The organism is Bradyrhizobium cedriense, from assembly GCF_054602315.1.
The window spans coordinates 1,170,457-1,185,397 of the sequence record NZ_JBTSWB010000001.1 but is presented as its reverse complement, the minus strand read 5'-3'; the positions used below and the strand labels follow the sequence as shown (position 1 = coordinate 1,185,397).

The following is a 14,941-nucleotide window of genomic DNA, read 5'->3' as shown; positions in this document are numbered from 1 at the left end:
GCCATATCGGCGCAATCCCGTTGATAGGACGAGCGGACGCGTTGACAGGCTTGGCTGGCCTGTGGTCTGTACCCATCTGTATCGTACGGCCACGTCGGGAGAGACCGGCTTTGCTAGCCGGCGCCGAAGGAGCAACCGCCCCGGAAACTCTCAGGCAAAAGGACCGCGTGGCTTTGACAGCATCTGGAAAGAGGCGCCGACGGGCCTAAGAACCCGGATGGCACCCGCCGACGGGATAATACTCTCAGGCACAGCGACAGATGGGGCTTCGACTGGTTGGCTCGGGGAATCGTCCCCGGGGAACCGCCGAGGGCCCCTGTCATGTCAGTACCCGACGACCAAAAATCTCTCCGACGTACCCCGCTCCACGCCCTGCATGTGTCCCTTGGCGGCAAGATGGTGCCGTTCGCGGGCTATGACATGCCCGTGCAGTACCCCGCGGGCGTGCTGAAGGAGCACCTCCATACGCGAGCCGCGGCCGGCCTGTTCGACGTCTCCCATATGGGCCAACTCGCGCTGCGGCCGAAGTCGGGCAAGGTCGAGGACGCCGCCCGCGCGCTGGAACGGCTGGTCCCGCAGGACATCGTGGCGATCGCACCTCACCGGCAGCGCTACGCCCAGTTCACCAATGCGGATGGCGGGATTCTCGACGATCTCATGGTCGCCAATTTCGGCGATCACCTTTTCCTGGTCGTCAACGCCGCCTGCAAGGACGCGGACGAGGCGCATCTGCGCGCGCACCTCGCGGTCGACTGCGTCATCGATTCCCTTGCCGACCGCGCGCTGATCGCGCTGCAGGGCCCGAAGGCGGAAGCGGCGCTGGCGAAATTGTGTGCAGAGGCGCCATCGATGAAGTTCATGGATGCCGGTCCGCATGAGGTGGCCGGCATCAAATGCTTCGTCTCGCGCTCCGGCTATACCGGCGAGGACGGGTTCGAGATCTCCGTTCCCGCTGCGGACGTCGAGCGGCTCACCAGGACGCTGCTCGAAAACCCGGACGTGCTGCCGATCGGCCTGGGCGCCCGCGACAGCCTGCGGCTGGAAGCCGGGCTTTGCCTCTACGGCCACGACATCGACACCGCGACCACGCCGGTCGAGGCCGCGCTGGAATGGTCGGTGCAGAAGAGCCGCCGCAGCGGCGGGATGCGGGCCGGCGGTTTTCCCGGCGCCGAGAAGATCCTCGCGCATTTCGATAACGGCGCGTCCCGCCGCCGCGTCGGCCTGCGTGCCGAAGGCCGCGCGCCGGTGCGCGAGGGCGCGCCGCTGTTTGCGGACGCATCCGCCGGCGAGCCGATCGGAAAGGTCACCTCGGGCGGTTTCGGCCCGAGCCTGAACGCGCCGGTCGCGATGGGCTACGTGCCCACGAACCTGAGCGCGCTCGGCACGAAGCTCTTCGCCGAGGTGCGCGGCCAGCGACTGCCGCTCGCAGTCGCCGCCATGCCCTTCGTGAAAAACACCTACAAACGCTGAGGACAAGACAATGACCACGACGCTGTACACCTCCGACCATGAATGGCTCGCGATCGACGGCGACGTCGCCACCGTCGGCATCACCGATTACGCCCAGCAGCAGCTCGGCGACGTCGTGTTCGTCGAATTGCCCAAGGTCGGCCGTTCGCTGAAGAAGTCGGAAGCCGCCGCCGTCGTCGAATCCGTGAAGGCCGCCTCCGACGTCTACGCGCCAGTCACAGGTGAGGTACTGGAGGCCAACGAGGCGCTCGCCGCCGAGCCGGCGCGGGTCAATTCGGATGCGCAGGGTGCGGCGTGGTTCTTCAAGATCAAGATTGCCGACAAGAGCGAACTCGGCGGCCTCATGGATGAAGCCGCCTACAAAGCGCATACGGCGTGAGGATATGAGCCGAGCCGTCTCAACATACTCACTGTCATCATCCGCGAAGGCGGATGATCCAGTACGCCGCGGCCTCTCGTTTCGAGCACTGGCGGCGGCGTTTACTGGATGCCCCGCCTTCGCGGGGCATGACAGCAACTCCTAAAGCGAGGACCCATGATGACCGCGCACCGCAAATCCAACGGCGACAACGCCGCCTCTTTCGTCCGCCGCCACATCGGCCCCTCGGCGCGCGATGTCACCGCTATGCTCGAAACCGTCGGCGCGAAAAGCGTCGACACGCTCATGGACGAGACGCTGCCGGCCTCGATCCGGCAGGCCGCTCCGCTCGACCTCGGCAAGCCGCTCGGCGAAACCGAGGCGATCGCGCACATGGCCGAGCTCGCGCGTCAGAACCAGGTCTTCACCTCGCTGATCGGCCAAGGCTATTCCGGCACCATCCTGCCCGCGGTGATCCAGCGCAACATCCTCGAGAACCCGGCCTGGTACACGGCCTACACGCCCTACCAGCCCGAGATCAGCCAGGGCCGGCTGGAGGCGCTGCTCAACTTCCAGACCATGATCTGCGACCTCACCGGGCTCGACGTCGCCAACGCCTCACTGCTCGACGAAGCCACCGCGGCGGCCGAAGCCATGGCGCTGGCGGAGCGGCACTCGCAGGTCAAGGCGAAGGCCTTCTTCGTCGACAAGGACGTGCATCCGCAGACGCTTGCCGTGATGCGCACCCGCGCCGAGCCGCTGGGCTGGGAGCTGATCGTCGGCGACCCCCTCACCGATCTCGGCCAGGCAGACGTGCTCGGCGCCCTGCTGCAGTATCCGGGTTCTTCCGGCGCATTGCGCGATCTCAGGCCCGCGATCGCGGCGCTGAAGGCCAAGGGCGCGCTCGCGATCGTCGCGGCGGACCTGCTGGCGCTGACGCTGCTCGCCTCGCCGGGCGAGCTCGGCGCCGACATCGCGATCGGATCGGCGCAGCGCTTCGGCGTGCCAATGGGCTATGGCGGGCCGCACGCGGCCTATATGGCCGTGCGCGATGCGCTCAAGCGCTCGCTGCCCGGCCGCATCGTCGGCCTCTCCGTCGATTCCCGCGGGATGCCGGCCTACCGGCTTGCGCTCCAGACCCGCGAGCAGCACATCCGCCGCGAGAAGGCGACCTCCAACATCTGCACCGCGCAGGTGCTGCTCGCCGTGATCGCCTCGATGTATGCGGTCTATCACGGACCCGAGGGACTCTCGCAGATCGCGCGCAACGTGCATCGCCGCACCGCCGTACTCGCGAGCGGCCTGCGCAAGCTCGGCTTTGCGCCGCGGTCCGAAAGCTTCTTCGACACGCTCAGCATCGATGCCGGGGCCAAGCGCGCCGAGATCGTTGCGCGCGCCGCGGCCGAACGGATCAATCTCGGCGTCAGCGACACGGCGCTGCGCATCGCACTCGACGAGGCTACCACGCCTGCGACGGTGGAAGCCGTCTGGCGCGCCTTCGGCGGCACGCTCGCCTATGCCGAAATCGACGCCGAGACGCGCGAGGCGCTGCCGGAGACGCTGAAGCGCACCACGCCGTTCCTCACCCATCCGGTGTTCCACGCGCATCGCTCGGAGACCGAGATGCTGCGCTACATGCGCAAGCTCAGCGATCGCGATCTCGCGCTCGACCGTGCCATGATCCCGCTCGGCTCCTGCACCATGAAGCTGAACGCGACCACCGAGATGATGCCACTGACCTGGCCGGAATTCGCCTCACTGCATCCGTTCGTCCCGCGCGAGCAGGCCGCCGGCTATCACGCGCTGTTCGCGCGTCTGGAAAAATGGCTGTGCGACATCACCGGCTATGACGCCATCTCGCTGCAGCCGAATTCCGGCGCGCAAGGCGAATATGCCGGGCTGCTCGCGATCCGCGGCTATCATGTCGCGCGCGGCGAGGCGCATCGCAAGATCTGCCTGATTCCCTCCTCCGCCCATGGCACCAACCCGGCCTCGGCCGCAATGGTCGGCATGGAGGTGGTGGTGGTCGCCTGCGAGAAGAACGGCGACGTCGACGTCAACGACCTCCGTGCCAAGGCGGAAAAGCATTCCAACGATCTCGCCGCGATCATGATCACCTATCCCTCGACCCACGGCGTGTTCGAGGAGCATATCCGCGAGATCTGCGACATCGTGCATGGCCATGGCGGCCAGGTGTATCTCGACGGTGCCAACCTGAACGCGCAGGTCGGCCTTAGCAGGCCTGGCGATTACGGCGCCGACGTCAGCCATCTCAACCTGCACAAGACCTTCTGCATCCCCCATGGCGGCGGCGGCCCCGGCATGGGCCCGATCGGCGTCAAGGCGCATCTCGCGCCGTTCCTGCCAAGTCATCCTGAAAATCGCCATCCGGCAACGAAGGCGGATGCCCCGGTCGGACCGGTTTCGGCTGCGCCATTCGGCTCGGCGTCGATCCTGACCATCTCCTACATCTACATCCTGATGATGGGCGGCGAAGGATTGAAGCGCGCCACCGAGATTGCGATCCTCAACGCCAACTACATCGCAGCAAGGCTCGATCCGCACTTCCCGGTGCTCTACAAGAACGCCCGGGGTCGCGTCGCACACGAGTGCATCGTCGATCCGCGCGCGCTCAAGACCACGTCCGGCGTCACCGTCGACGACATCGCCAAGCGGCTGATCGACTACGGCTTCCACGCGCCCACCATGAGCTTCCCGGTGCCGGGCACGCTGATGATCGAGCCGACCGAGTCGGAATCCAAGGCCGAGCTCGACCGCTTCTGCGACGCCATGATCGCGATCCGGAAGGAGATCGCCGAAGTCGAGGCCGGCCGCTTCAAGATCGAAGCCTCGCCGCTGCGCCACGCCCCCCACACCGTGCACGACATCGCGGACGATGATTGGAAGCGCGCCTATAGCCGCAGCGAGGGCTGCTTCCCCGCGGGCACCTCACGCACCGACAAATATTGGAGCCCGGTGGGACGCGTCGACAACGTCTACGGCGACCGCAACCTGGTATGCTCGTGTCCGCCGGTGAGCGATTACGCGGAAGCGGCGGAGTAAAGGTTCGCAAAGGGGGGAGCTGGCGGCGGCGCGAAGCGCAGTCCGCCGGCGTGACCCACCACGTCTGCGTCCGCAGAGACGAACAGTGGAAGACTACGCCTTCGGCCAATCCACCCTACGAATCTGGACCTAAGGCGCAATCAACAACCGGCTTTCGCGATCCCAACGCCACAGCTTTCGGCCAATCCCGGTTTGGCGAGCCCAACTCCGGACGAACTGGTCAGGATCAGAGCTTCATCGCATCACCCGATCACGACAGCCCAAAACGAAACGGGCACTGACGACGTCGGCAACTCAACGTCCTCAGCGCCCGCTCCTCGCGAAAAGCCTTCGCGTTAAGCCTTACTCCTCCGTCGGCTCCTCGCCGTCGGCGTCGCGCTCGGGCGTGCCGGCCAGGATCTGCTCGGCGATCAGGCCGGAGTTCTGGCGGATCGCCGTCTCGATCTTGGCGGTCATGTCGGGATTGGCCTTCAGGAACGCCTTGGAATTCTCGCGGCCCTGACCGAGACGCTGGCTGTCATAGGAGAACCAGGCGCCAGACTTCTCGACGATGCCGGCCTTGACGCCGAGATCGAGGATCTCGCCCATCTTGGAGACGCCCTCGCCGTACATGATGTCGAACTCGACCTGCTTGAAGGGCGGCGCCAGCTTGTTCTTCACCACCTTGACGCGCGTGGTGTTGCCGACCACTTCGTCGCGCTCCTTGATCGCGCCGATGCGGCGAATGTCGAGACGGACCGAAGCGTAGAACTTCAGCGCGTTGCCGCCGGTGGTGGTCTCGGGCGAACCGTACATCACGCCGATCTTCATGCGGATCTGGTTGATGAAGATCACCATGGTGTTGGACTTGTTGATGGAGGCCGTGAGCTTGCGCAGCGCCTGGCTCATCAGGCGGGCCTGCAAGCCCGGCAGCGCATCGCCCATCTCGCCCTCGAGTTCGGCCTTCGGCACCAGGGCCGCAACCGAATCGACCACCAGCACGTCGACCGCGCCGGAGCGCACCAGCGTGTCGCAGATCTCCAGCGCCTGCTCGCCGGTGTCCGGCTGGGAGATCAGGAGTTCGTCGATGTTGACACCGAGCTTGCGGGCATAGACCGGGTCGAGCGCGTGCTCGGCATCGATGAACGCGCAGATGCCGCCCTTCTTCTGCGCTTCCGCCACCGTATGCAGTGCCAGCGTGGTCTTGCCCGAGGATTCCGGCCCATAGATCTCGACGATGCGCCCCCTGGGCAGACCGCCGATGCCGAGCGCGATGTCGAGCCCGAGCGAGCCGGACGACACCGCCTCGATGTCCATGGAACGGTCGTTCTTGCCCAGCTTCATCACCGAGCCCTTGCCGAACTGGCGCTCGATCTGGGAGAGCGCTGCGGCCAGAGCTTTACTCTTGTCCATGGAAGATCCTTCGACGATACGCAGGGCAGTTGCGGACATTGGGTCGTGCTCCTTATGGCGAGGATTCGCGTGAGGGACAAACAATTGGCGAGGCAGCTCGGCGATAAAAGCAATGTACCCCATTTGTTCTAGGTTCGCAATATGTTCTTTAAGGGGGAAGTCCGGCCCTCGACCTGCACCAGGTGACGATAACGGCAAAGTTCAGTTGTCCCGATTCCCTTCCGCGGGTCCCAAAGCAAAGGGCCGCTGTTCCGAGACAACGGCCCCTCATGCTTTCCGGGTTTCAATTATTCCGAACTGAAATCGCTTAGCCAGCCCCGGAATGCCACTTTTTCCCGGTTTAAGAATTGTTGCCACAACAAATGTGAATCGGCTGCCCTAAAAATTTGCACCATCCCATCCGGCAGAATGTGCCTTGATCAGGACGGCAGCGAAATTCCGGCCTCGTGCGACGATTGCGGCCATCCATCTTAGGCTCCGGCGTGCTGGGATGAATTCCCCGTCGTCGTCGGTCCTGGATTCCGTGCACAACTGAACAGACGCGGATCCATTTATGGATCCTAATGGATCATCTCCGCACGGACCGTGGCTGCTATCGGTGACGAGAACGCCGTTCCTGCGCTTCCGCCTTCCTCGCATGGAGAGCGCCATGTTCAAGCGGCGACGTTTCAAGCAGCAGCTGACGCTTCAAGACCGGCTTTCCGCATGGGTAAAGCAGGTCCGGCAGCAGGCCTCCAACCTTCCGCCTGGTCCCGAGCGAGACGCTCTGCTCAAGAAGGCTCGCCAGGCCGACGTCGCCAATCATCTGCACGACTGGGTCAAATCGCCCGGGCTTCAGCCTCCGAAATAGCCGGGCATCTGCCGGGATCCTCGTCCCAAGCACGAAGGATGACGCGCATCAAAGACGCGCGTCCGGCGCGCGGTCATGATCTCGCAAGCCTGCTGCACCGAACCTTTTCGGGGTCTCCGGCCTTCTCCAGGATGGGACCGCAACTCTGGGACTTCAGTCATGACGGAACACATGCACGGCGCCATCAGGCGCAATCGCCTGCTCGAAGCGGCGCACGAGGAGATGGTGAAGTTCGAGCGCCACGAGAACGAGTTCCGCAGGAAGGACCGTGCAGAACGGGCCGCAGAGCTCCATCTTCCCCTGAACGAGGCCAAGATCCACTGAGCCTCGTTCCGGAGACGCGCGAGCGATTCTCGGCGCGCAGCAGCCCGCCCGTCCCTTGGCCGGAGCGACCGCCGACCGATCAGGCATTAAATGTCAGGTGAATGGACCGCGAAGAAGGTCCGCGACGTTTTGGGTATCCAAATACCTCTTGCAACCCATTGGAAAATCACGGGAATTGCAAAGTGGCCTACTGTGCATGGGGTTGTTTTGCAGTTTTGGAGTGCGAGCGCCGCCATGCGTCAGAAAGCACGGCCGCCGTCCCGGCATGCGCACGCCTCTACAGCAGCGCCAGCAGCACCAAGCCGATCACCAGCACCACGAAGCCAGCCGCCGTCGCGGCGGCAAATGACCGCTCTACGTTATCCATGATGCTACCCCGTTTTCGGCGAGCCACGTTTCCCCCATGGCCGCGCCGAACGGACAAAATCTTGCCGACGGGTGTGTCCGCAATTGTGCGAGCGCATGTCGAAATTGGGACGGGTGCGGGGCCAGTCTGCGGCCCTGCTATCGCGGCCTATTGCTGCCGATAGGTGTGCAGCCCAGCACTGCAGCCCCTGCCCCGCTTTTCATGCCTGCCGGCCGGCTCGCGGGTCCCTCTCCTCCTGCGTCAGGCGCAGCGAGAAGACGCGGATGGCGGGCGCCGCCAGCAGCACGACGGGCACCATCGCGGCCCATGCGATCAGCCACGATACCATCCAGTGCCGAACGAAGATCATCGCGCTTGCGGCGGGGAAGCTGGCGATTCCCGCCGCGATCAGCGAGGTCAGTCCGGACTGGATGATGCCGAAGACGAAATGAGCGTAGCGGCGGGGAATGCCGAGCATGAGGCGTCCAAGGTTGCTTGCTGCCGTCAAGCCAAGCAAGGCACATGCCGTCACCTGGAGGACTCCGGAACTCCTTGGGGAGCGGTACGCCCCGCTTGGCGCCCGGATCGATATGGAATTCAGGAACTCTGTTCATGGTCGGAGAACCACGGAGCTCGCGCGCCCTGTCGCAGCGTCCTGCGGGGGGCAGGGTCATGCGGAGTGTCCGTAGCCGCCCGGAATTGATCTGACGATGGTTTGGGATTGGACTGCGCGCTCCCAGGGCCTTGGGGGGCGAGGCATCATGCGCGATCGGTACCAGTCATGCCGCTCTATTTCTTTAGAATCCGCAACGGCCCTTATTCCGGCTGCGCCGAGCAGGCGACGGAATTTGCCGATCGCCATGCCGCCTGGAAGGAGATGACCAGTGTCTGCGCCGCCATGACGGCCGGCATCGCCCGCAAGCTCCAGGAAAATTCCGAATGGCACATGGAGCTGCTGGACGAGGCCAAGGTGCCGGTGTTCCGGATCAGGATCGTTGCCGAAACCTTCGATTAACGAAGCCTGCCGGACCGGGCCCGCGTCAGTCCGCGCTGGGCAGCCGCCGCATGGTGAACTCGATGTCGCCGCCGGGCAGTTCGCGCCAGGTCTCGACGGCACTCATATAGCCGGCCTTTGGGTAGCGGGCGAAGAAGGCCTGCGCCTTCTCGCGCGCCGCCGCGCGCGGCAGCGTGAAGGTCTCGCGCAGATAGCCGTCGCCAACCGTCTGGCCGGGCTTGCCGGCCATCTTGCGCCGGCGCGCCATCCGCTCGGCGAGATCCCGCGGACGATCGGCCATGTCCCGCTCCTCCTCTACGCGATACGCTCAGCCAAATGTAGGGAGCGGAGCGGATCAGGAGGAGTCCCAATCGGAGGCGGCATCGCGGGCCTGCGAGCGGGCGCTGCGCTCAGTTCGCGGCCGTGCCGGACTTCTTCTTCGGCGCGCTGGTTGCGGCCGACGCCTTCGGTGCCGCCGGCTGCTTCGGCGGATCGGCGCGCATGCCGCCCCAGGGATCGTTGGACGCCTTGGTGTCCGGGATCTTCTTTAGCGTTTCCTTGTAGGCCTTTTCACGCTCGGCTTCCGCGGCCTTCTCCTCGGGAGTCTTGCTCGGACCGTCCTGCAGCAAATTGAGCTGCGGCATTTGCGCGTAGGCCGGTCCGGCCAGCACGGCCAGCACCGCGGCCAAACGGAAAAGCTTCATCATCCACTCCTTGATCATTCCATGAGGCGCGGATTGCCCCGCGCCGTGTCATCCTTGCTCAGCCCGGCCGCGACCCGGGACCGTTCAAGGCCGCGAGGGCCCGCTAGTGCCGGTCGGATCTGCACGATTTGGGGGCATGCAGCCAGTCGTCCCAGATCGGGCCGCATTTGGTACACCCGCTCAGCGTAAGGCCGAGCGCGGCCATGCAAAAGACGAGGACGCACCGACGCAACATCATCCACCGGGACCCAAGCAAGGCATCATACCGGGCCAAGTCAGGCATTTTCAAGCCGAGGAGGCCGGCGCGAGACCGGGTGACTTTGCCGCGCCGATGCGCGCACAATGAGGCGAAACATCCGGGAACACAGGAGAGCACGACAGCAATGCAAGTGAAGCCAGAAGCCGAGTTCGGCCTCGCCGACGCCCGACGCATCCTGGGTGAGGTTTTCGCGCCCTGGGTCCAGGACCTCAACCTCGCGGTCGAGCGCATCGAGCATGCGCAGCCGACAGACGTAGCGGACTGGCAGCCGGGCGCGCTCCTGCGCATGCCGTTTTCGGAGCGACTGTGCCGCAACGGCGGCGTGGTCTGCGGCCAGGCCCTCATGGCGCTCGCAGACACCGCGATGGTGATCGCGATCCTCGCCGCCAATCGCGGCTATCGCCCGATGACCACGGTCGACCAGACCACGCATTTCATGCGCGCGGTCTCCTCCTCGGACGTGCTGGCGGACGCGCGCGTGGTACGGCTCGGGCGCACCATGAGCTTCGGCCGCGTCACGCTGCTTTCTGCCACCGACGGCAAGCCGGCCGCGATGGTGTCGAGCGCGTTCGCGATGCTGCCCGGCTGAGCGTCACGCCCAAGAAAGAGAGCCGCGTGAGCGCAAGGCGCAACGCGGCTCTCCATCACGATTTCGCATCGACGCGAGAGGCCGAAGCGCGATTGCATCCGCGCTTCTGCCGGCACATTTCAGGAAATCACTTGCCGAGCACTTCGTCGGCCGCGGTGACGATGCTGGCAGTCGGATTCTTTCCGCAATAGGCACCGAACTTCTTGGCGTTCTCGATGAAGACGTCGGTATCGATGATCGCGTTGTCTTCGTCCCCCTTGTACCAGCCGTCCATCCAGGTCAGCACGATTTGGATGTTGTCTTCACCGCTCTCGAGGAACTGCTTGCAGCTCATGGTCGAGAGGTCCCACTTGACGGCGTGGGCGGGCACAGACGACAGCGAGACCGCTGCGGCGAACAGAAGCGAAAGCGTGGTCTTCATCAGTATCTCCATCGGCGCATACGCCATAAAAGAAAGGCTCGCAGGCAAGTCCGTTGAAGCGGCTCTCCGCTTCAACGTCGTAAACAAAGTCTGAAGCGCGGTGCAAGTAGCGCCAGTATTGAGTTTAGTTGGTCTCAATTTCGAAGCACTACCTTACAACCATCAACAGAACCAACGCGAATGATCGAGAAACGCGCAGCGCAACGTCACCGTGTCTTCAAGGGTGGAACGATCACCCTCGAGACAAGCGGCATCCCTTGCACGGTGCGAAACATGTCGGCGGGCGGCGTGGCGATCGACCTCGACACCCCCGTCACATTGCCGCAATCGTTCACGCTATCGATCGCCTGCGACCATTTCGTACAGGATTGTCGCACAGTCTGGCGCAGCGACAAGCGCCTTGGACTCGCCTTTGTGCAATAGCGCGCCCGATGTGAACGAACGTTCGTATCGCATGCACAACACGGTCATGATCGCGTGACGCGACGGCGGCGACGCCAGCGCATCATGGCGAATGCGAGCGCGACGAGCGCGATCACGATCGCCGCTGATGCCGCAACGAATCGTCCGCCGGGACGATCTATCGTGCGCGACCACAATGACGGCGCCTCGCCCGGTCGAGCCAGTCGGAATGCAACGACGCTGTCGCCGATCGAGGTGCCTGCCTCGGAGTGGCCGCCGGCGCCGATCGCGACATATTGCTCGCCCTTCCAGAGATAGGTCATGGGATTGGCGACACCCGGCACCGGCAGCCGGCCCTGCCACAGCTCCCTGCCGTTGCGCACGTCGAAGGCCCGCAAATAGGCATCCATCGCGCCGGTGAAGACGAGGCCGCCGGCGGTGACCGCGAGGCCGTTGACGAGCGGCGCGCCCCAGGGCAGCGACAGGCCGAGCGGCGCCAGATCCTCGGTGGTGCCGACCGTCGAGCGCCACAGCACTTTGCCGGCCTTCAGATCGACGGCGACCATCTCACCCCAGGGCGGCTTGTTGCAGAGCAGTCCGAGCGGCGACATCGTCACCGCACGCGACACCGCGAATGGCGCACCGCGCTGCGGGCCGAAATCGTGACCGGACGGCGGATTGAATCCGCTCGCCTCGGTGCGCGGGATCAGCTTGATGAGATGAGCGGCGCGGCTGGTGTTGGCATAGAGGATCTGGCGCTCCGGATCGAACGCGGCGCTGCCCCAGTTCACACCTCCGCCGGTGAACGGAAACACCAGCGTGCCCTGCACCGACGGCGGCGTGAACAGACCCTCGTTGCGTGCTTGCGCGAACTGACGTTCGCATGACGAACTGCCAAGGCCGGGGAATAGAGAGAGCGCATCATCGGTCGAGATCGTCTGCGGCGTCAGTGCCGGCACATGCGTCGGGAATGGCTGTGTCGGCGACAACGCTTCGCCTTCGGCGCCGCCCTGCGGCACCGCACGTTCTTCGACCGGCCAGACCGGCTTGCCGGTCTCGCGGTCGAGCACGAAGACAAAGCCCTGCTTCGTGGGCTGGATCACCACATCGCGCTGCCCCTCGCCGGTGTCGATGCGCGTCAGCGTCGGTTGTGCCGCAAGATCGTAGTCCCAGACGTCGTGATGCACCGTCTGGAACGCCCATACCAGTTCGCCGGTCTCGATGCGCAGCGCGACCACCGAATTGGCATGCTCATTGTTGCCCGGCCGCTTGCCGCCCCAAAAATCGGGCGACGACGAGGATGTCGGCAGGAACACCAGGCCCCGCACGTCGTCGACAGACATCGGCGCCCAGACATTCGCATGGCCGGCTTCGATGCCGTCGCGCCGGAGCGGCTCGAAGGTCCAGCGCGGCTCGCCGCTGCGCGCATCGAACGCGCGCACCGCGCCGCTCGGCGCGTCGACACGGCGGTTGTCGGCGATCGCGGATCCGACCACGACGACACCGCGGCCGACCGCGGGCGGCGAAGTGATCTGGAATTCGCCGGGCCGTTCCAGCGGCATGCCGATGTCGAGCCCGATCTCGCCGCCCTTGCCGAAATCGGCACAGGGAATTCCGGTCTTCGCATCGAGCGCGATCAGGCGGACATCGTTGGTGCCCATGAAGATGCGTGAACGGCAGACGGCGTCCCGGGGTGCCTCGTCGTCAATCCAGTACGTGACACCGCGGCAGACATAGCGATTGGCGGGCCGTTGATTGGTAGCGATCCTCGGATCGAAGCGCCATTTCTGCGCACCGGTGCCGGGATCGAGCGCGATCACCTCGTTGAAGGGGGAGCAGAAGATGAGGCTGTCCTCGACGAACAGCGGCGTCGCCTGGAATTTGGTCCGCCGCATCAGTTCGCGTGGGCGCACGGCGAGATCGCCGGTGTGATATTCGAACGCGCGGACGAGCTGCCCCACATTGTCGCGCGTGATCTCCCGCAACGGCGAGAAGCGCGAGCCGCCGACATCGCCGCCCCAACTGTCCCAGGCGAAGCACGGCCGAACTGCAAGCAAGAGAAGTGCGAGCCCGACCGAAATCCACAGGCGGGTCCGCACCATCCACCTCACTTCATCTCGGCTTCTTGGCAGGCTCGCTCGGGCGGGCCCCGCCCCACGGGTCGTACTTGTCCTTCGGTTCGGGAATGCGCTCGAGCGCTGCCTTGTAGGCCTTTTCGTCGACCTTGGGGCTGTTGTCCGCCGGCTTGGGTCCGTCATTGGGTTGGCGGCGCCCTTGCGCCTCGGCCGATCCGGCTGCCAGTGCCAGAACCGCGGCCGCCGTCACCAAAATCCTCATCGGCGCAATCCCCCTCGTCTGGGGTACAAACTAGCCCGCAATCGCGGAATAGCAAATGGCCGCGGGTTCCAGGACTTCAGCAAATCTTGATCGGCCGGGACTTCGTCGGATCGCATTCGTGTCTATCTGTTGGCCCGCGGGGACCCTCCAGGGATGTTGCGGATCATTACTCATACAGCGCTTGTCATTGGCGCGCTTGGACTCAGTGCCTGCGGCGTTGCCGACAGCCGCGCGCCGGTGCCCGAGTTCATGCGCATGAAGGAGGCCGAGCAGCCGCCGCCCGAACCGCCTCCCGACGTCAAGAGTGTGGTGCGCGAGCAGATCGACGTGGTCTTTCTCGCAGCGTCCTATCCGCGAGAGGTGCACGTCGCCCCGCCCCATCGTGAGGCTCGAGGACCGGGCTGGACCGCCTGCGTCCGCGCGCAGCTCACCTCCGCGACCGGCACGTCGCTCGGCCCCCAGACCTACGTCGTAACGATCAACGGCGGCAAGGTCGTGGACCGCCGGCGGGCGGAAGCCGACGACATCTGCGGGACGGAGCCTTACGAGCGGATCTAGGAACCGCATGAGGGTACGGTTCCGGGAAAAACAAGCATCGCGGCGGGGAACGATCGCAGCCTCCCCTTCTTGTACCGCCGAGGGCAGTCTCGGAGGAGGACATGATGAGGACGTTTACGATTGCGCTGCTGGCGGGCGTGGGTGCTTTGGCTGCCGCGTCGAGTGCGAAGGCTTCCGATATCTACACAAGCAGCGAGTACGCCAATCCAGATCTCGTCCAGCAGGTACGGCTCGTCTGCAACGACGCCGGCCGCTGCTATCGCACGCGCAGCGGTTCGCGCGTGATCGTACGCGATTCCTATAACTACATGCCGCGCGAACGCTATCACGAGCGCCGAAGCTATCATCGCCATTGGGACGACGGCCCGCGCGGCGGAGTCGGCATTCGCGCGCCCGGCGTGAGCGTCGGCGTCGGTGTCGACGACCGCTGGTAATCGGTCAGGCTCGATGGCGGGACCGGACGAGACTAGTCGCCCGGTCCCGTTCGTATAATCGTATCGGGTGACGCCGTTATACGGCGGCCGATTGCTGCTGGAACTGCTCGTAGGCCGCGATCGCATCCGCGGCATACATCAGCGACGGCCCACCGCCCATGTAGACGGCCATGCCGAGCGTCTCTTCGATCTCTTGCCGCGTCGCACCGAGCTTGACCAGCGCTTCGGTGTGAAAGCCGATGCAGCCGTCGCAATGCGCGGCGACGCCGAGCGCGAGCGCGATCAATTCCTTGGTCTTCTTGTCCAGCGCGCCGTCGCGCGTGGCCGCTTGCGCGAGCACGGCAAATCCCTTCATTGTGTCGGGAATGTCGTTCCGCAGTTTCTTCAGATTGGTCGAGATGTTCCTGGTGATGTCGACGTAGTTCTTGTCCATCGGATCC

Annotated in this window: 18 protein-coding genes and 1 riboswitch; of the genes, 10 read left to right on the top strand and 8 right to left on the bottom strand. The window is 64.9% G+C overall.

The annotated features are described in order from the left end of the window. The first annotated feature begins 85 nt into the window (after positions 1 to 85). A riboswitch (glycine riboswitch) is annotated at positions 86 to 175 on the top strand. Between the two features lie 146 nt (positions 176 to 321). From gcvT to gcvP, 3 genes are all read left to right on the top strand, one after another. Beyond that, positions 322 to 1,470: a glycine cleavage system aminomethyltransferase GcvT gene (gene gcvT / locus ACYCVF_RS05565; RefSeq protein WP_459597692.1), complete on the top strand. Its 1,149-nt coding sequence runs from the start codon at positions 322 to 324 to the stop codon at positions 1,468 to 1,470. 10 nt (positions 1,471 to 1,480) lie between these two features. Then, a complete protein-coding gene (gene gcvH / locus ACYCVF_RS05560; protein WP_459597690.1) occupies positions 1,481 to 1,849 on the top strand; it encodes a glycine cleavage system protein GcvH in 369 nt (122 codons plus the stop codon). 159 nt (positions 1,850 to 2,008) lie between these two features. Continuing rightward, the gene (gene gcvP / locus ACYCVF_RS05555) at positions 2,009 to 4,891 is read left to right on the top strand and encodes an aminomethyl-transferring glycine dehydrogenase (protein ID WP_459598015.1); all 2,883 of its coding nucleotides are present in this window, start codon (positions 2,009 to 2,011) and stop codon (positions 4,889 to 4,891) included. 342 nt (positions 4,892 to 5,233) lie between these two features. Here gcvP and recA read toward each other — a convergent pair whose 3' ends face one another. After that, complete coding sequence (recA, locus tag ACYCVF_RS05550) at positions 5,234 to 6,322, bottom strand: recombinase RecA (RefSeq protein ID WP_459597688.1); 1,089 nt, start codon at positions 6,320 to 6,322, stop codon at positions 5,234 to 5,236. A gap of 610 nt (positions 6,323 to 6,932) precedes the next feature. Between recA and ACYCVF_RS05545 the strand changes: the two genes are divergently transcribed. Next, positions 6,933 to 7,133 carry a hypothetical protein gene (locus ACYCVF_RS05545; RefSeq protein WP_459597686.1) on the top strand — a complete coding sequence of 67 codons (201 nt, stop codon included), beginning with the start codon at positions 6,933 to 6,935 and terminating at the stop codon, positions 7,131 to 7,133. 159 nt (positions 7,134 to 7,292) lie between these two features. Continuing rightward, positions 7,293 to 7,457, top strand: coding sequence for a hypothetical protein (locus ACYCVF_RS05540; RefSeq protein ID WP_459597684.1), 165 nt, complete (start codon positions 7,293 to 7,295; stop codon positions 7,455 to 7,457). A 566-nt stretch (positions 7,458 to 8,023) separates the two neighbouring features. Here the strand turns inward: ACYCVF_RS05540 and ACYCVF_RS05535 are convergent. Next, a complete protein-coding gene (locus tag ACYCVF_RS05535; protein ID WP_459597682.1) occupies positions 8,024 to 8,281 on the bottom strand; it encodes a DUF2798 domain-containing protein in 258 nt (85 codons plus the stop codon). A 303-nt stretch (positions 8,282 to 8,584) separates the two neighbouring features. On the opposite strand from ACYCVF_RS05535, the gene ACYCVF_RS05530 reads away from it, so the two are divergent. After that, positions 8,585 to 8,818 carry a DUF6894 family protein gene (locus ACYCVF_RS05530; RefSeq protein ID WP_459597680.1) on the top strand — a complete coding sequence of 78 codons (234 nt, stop codon included), beginning with the start codon at positions 8,585 to 8,587 and terminating at the stop codon, positions 8,816 to 8,818. 25 nt (positions 8,819 to 8,843) lie between these two features. Here ACYCVF_RS05530 and ACYCVF_RS05525 read toward each other — a convergent pair whose 3' ends face one another. Next, a complete protein-coding gene (locus ACYCVF_RS05525) occupies positions 8,844 to 9,098 on the bottom strand; it encodes a hypothetical protein (protein WP_061026213.1) in 255 nt (84 codons plus the stop codon). Positions 9,099 to 9,207: 109 nt separating this feature from the next. Then, on the bottom strand, positions 9,208 to 9,501 hold the full coding sequence (locus tag ACYCVF_RS05520) for a hypothetical protein (RefSeq protein ID WP_459597678.1): 294 nt from the start codon (positions 9,499 to 9,501) through the stop codon (positions 9,208 to 9,210). Between the two features lie 383 nt (positions 9,502 to 9,884). Between ACYCVF_RS05520 and ACYCVF_RS05515 the strand changes: the two genes are divergently transcribed. Next, complete coding sequence (locus tag ACYCVF_RS05515) at positions 9,885 to 10,349, top strand: PaaI family thioesterase (protein WP_459597676.1); 465 nt, start codon at positions 9,885 to 9,887, stop codon at positions 10,347 to 10,349. Positions 10,350 to 10,476: 127 nt separating this feature from the next. Here ACYCVF_RS05515 and ACYCVF_RS05510 read toward each other — a convergent pair whose 3' ends face one another. Then, positions 10,477 to 10,770 carry an HdeA family protein gene (locus tag ACYCVF_RS05510; RefSeq protein ID WP_459597674.1) on the bottom strand — a complete coding sequence of 98 codons (294 nt, stop codon included), beginning with the start codon at positions 10,768 to 10,770 and terminating at the stop codon, positions 10,477 to 10,479. A 180-nt stretch (positions 10,771 to 10,950) separates the two neighbouring features. On the opposite strand from ACYCVF_RS05510, the gene ACYCVF_RS05505 reads away from it, so the two are divergent. Next, positions 10,951 to 11,193 carry a PilZ domain-containing protein gene (locus tag ACYCVF_RS05505; RefSeq protein ID WP_459597672.1) on the top strand — a complete coding sequence of 81 codons (243 nt, stop codon included), beginning with the start codon at positions 10,951 to 10,953 and terminating at the stop codon, positions 11,191 to 11,193. A 44-nt stretch (positions 11,194 to 11,237) separates the two neighbouring features. Here ACYCVF_RS05505 and ACYCVF_RS05500 read toward each other — a convergent pair whose 3' ends face one another. Next, entirely contained in the window at positions 11,238 to 13,274 is a 2,037-nt protein-coding gene (locus tag ACYCVF_RS05500) for a pyrroloquinoline quinone-dependent dehydrogenase (protein ID WP_459597670.1), read from the bottom strand. Between the two features lie 10 nt (positions 13,275 to 13,284). Further along, positions 13,285 to 13,509: a hypothetical protein gene (locus tag ACYCVF_RS05495; RefSeq protein ID WP_459597668.1), complete on the bottom strand. Its 225-nt coding sequence runs from the start codon at positions 13,507 to 13,509 to the stop codon at positions 13,285 to 13,287. A 153-nt stretch (positions 13,510 to 13,662) separates the two neighbouring features. On the opposite strand from ACYCVF_RS05495, the gene ACYCVF_RS05490 reads away from it, so the two are divergent. Continuing rightward, positions 13,663 to 14,067 carry a hypothetical protein gene (locus ACYCVF_RS05490; protein ID WP_459597666.1) on the top strand — a complete coding sequence of 135 codons (405 nt, stop codon included), beginning with the start codon at positions 13,663 to 13,665 and terminating at the stop codon, positions 14,065 to 14,067. Between the two features lie 101 nt (positions 14,068 to 14,168). After that, positions 14,169 to 14,501: a hypothetical protein gene (locus tag ACYCVF_RS05485; protein ID WP_459597664.1), complete on the top strand. Its 333-nt coding sequence runs from the start codon at positions 14,169 to 14,171 to the stop codon at positions 14,499 to 14,501. A gap of 76 nt (positions 14,502 to 14,577) precedes the next feature. On the opposite strand, the gene ACYCVF_RS05480 is transcribed toward ACYCVF_RS05485, so the two are convergent. Next, entirely contained in the window at positions 14,578 to 14,934 is a 357-nt protein-coding gene (locus tag ACYCVF_RS05480; RefSeq protein WP_459597662.1) for a carboxymuconolactone decarboxylase family protein, read from the bottom strand. Positions 14,935 to 14,941: the final 7 nt, after the last annotated feature.